1 protein-coding gene is annotated in these 1,453 nt (G+C 47.0%); it reads left to right on the forward strand.

Annotation, left to right across the window (positions count from 1 at the left end):
• Positions 1 to 16: 16 nt before the first annotated feature.
• A partial coding sequence (locus C7H79_RS17110) for a DEAD/DEAH box helicase (protein WP_147383667.1) occupies positions 17 to 1,453 on the forward strand: 1,437 nt, incomplete at its 3' end.

The raw sequence follows: 1,453 nt of genomic DNA on the forward strand, positions 1-1,453 counted from the left end.
ACACCGCAAAATATTTATGACAATGGAGGCATTCGAGCGAATCCGCTTGCGCGAAGAAACAATTCATGAATATGAACTATTCTTGCGTAAAGCTGATGCAAGTTTCGCTTCAAGCGAAGATAAAAAGGCTGATGAACGCGCTAAAGGCAAGCAATCCGGGTTAATGTCAGTCTTGTTATCAAAGACCGGTAGCGCACCGTATCTTGAGGATTTGGGCGTAGACAGTATTGTGATCGATGAAGCGCATATGTTTAAAAACTCAGCCGAGACCATAGATTTCAAGAGCGCAAAGTTCCTATCCATGGCACCGGCAGCAAAGCGCGGTATCGATGCGCAAGCAAAAGCCTGGTACATACGCGGTAAATCATCATTGGGCGATGGCGTGCTGCTGTTGACCGCCACCCCGATTACCAATAGCCCTCTTGAGGTTTACTCTATGTTGTCGCTGTCATCGGGGCATGAGCGTGTGAATGATATGTGCCTGGGCATCAAGGGCGCGGATGATTTTATGAACATCTTCGTGCAGAAAGAAAACCAGGATGACGTGACGATGGACGGCGTGGCGCGTACCACGGACGTATTTGTCGGACTCAATAACGTTGAGGTGTTAAGAAAAGCTATTGAAGAAACCGCATCAATCAAAAATGCAGATGATGTGGGCGAACAAATCGTGGTGCCTGACCGCGAAGATAAAGCCTCTCAAGTAACTTTGACCGGCGATATTGTCAGCCGGTTGAAACTGTACAAATCAGCTTTTCGTTATGCGATTGATGAGATAACCAAAAAAATTCCGAACAGGGGCAGCAAGGATGCTTTTAACGAGGTTTCCACGCACTTTGGCGAGGAAATTGACCTGATCGGACATCCATTCAATCTGATCAACAAAATGACCATGTTGATAGCCGATCCAGAACTTGACCAGCGCGCAACTTTCTATAATTTTATTCAATCGCAGGCAGATAAAGCAAAGGCGGTTATTGATACATTCAACGCCAAGAAAATATCGGAAGATCGTGCGCGGCCTGGTCCAATGACTGAAGAAAGCGCGATTATTGGCAAAAAGGTAGTGAAAGACTCTTCGGGTGACAACTATGAATTGCTGAAGATCGCGGTTCGAGCCCGTATCATTGCTGGAAACAGAGTTGTTGTAGATACGATTGATCCAGCCAGCCAAAGCACGTTTGAAGATATGGCTGATAAGCAAGGACTTGACCTGGATGTGTCGGTACCGCCAAAACTGGCCGCACTGCTGGAAAACTTCCAGAACGAACAGGCAACCCCGCGAGGCATTGATGAGAATGGCGGCGTGTCATCCATCGTAAAGCAAATCATATTCTGCGATATTTTGCCCCTGCATAACAAGATCAAGCGGTTATTATCCAGGCGTGCCGGGGTTCCATCGAGTGCGATAGCGATCATTACCGGCAAAACCAATAACTCACCGGATGTAATC

This window comes from Nitrosomonas supralitoralis, assembly GCF_003011925.2.
Classification (GTDB): Bacteria; Pseudomonadota; Gammaproteobacteria; order Burkholderiales; family Nitrosomonadaceae; genus Nitrosomonas; species Nitrosomonas supralitoralis.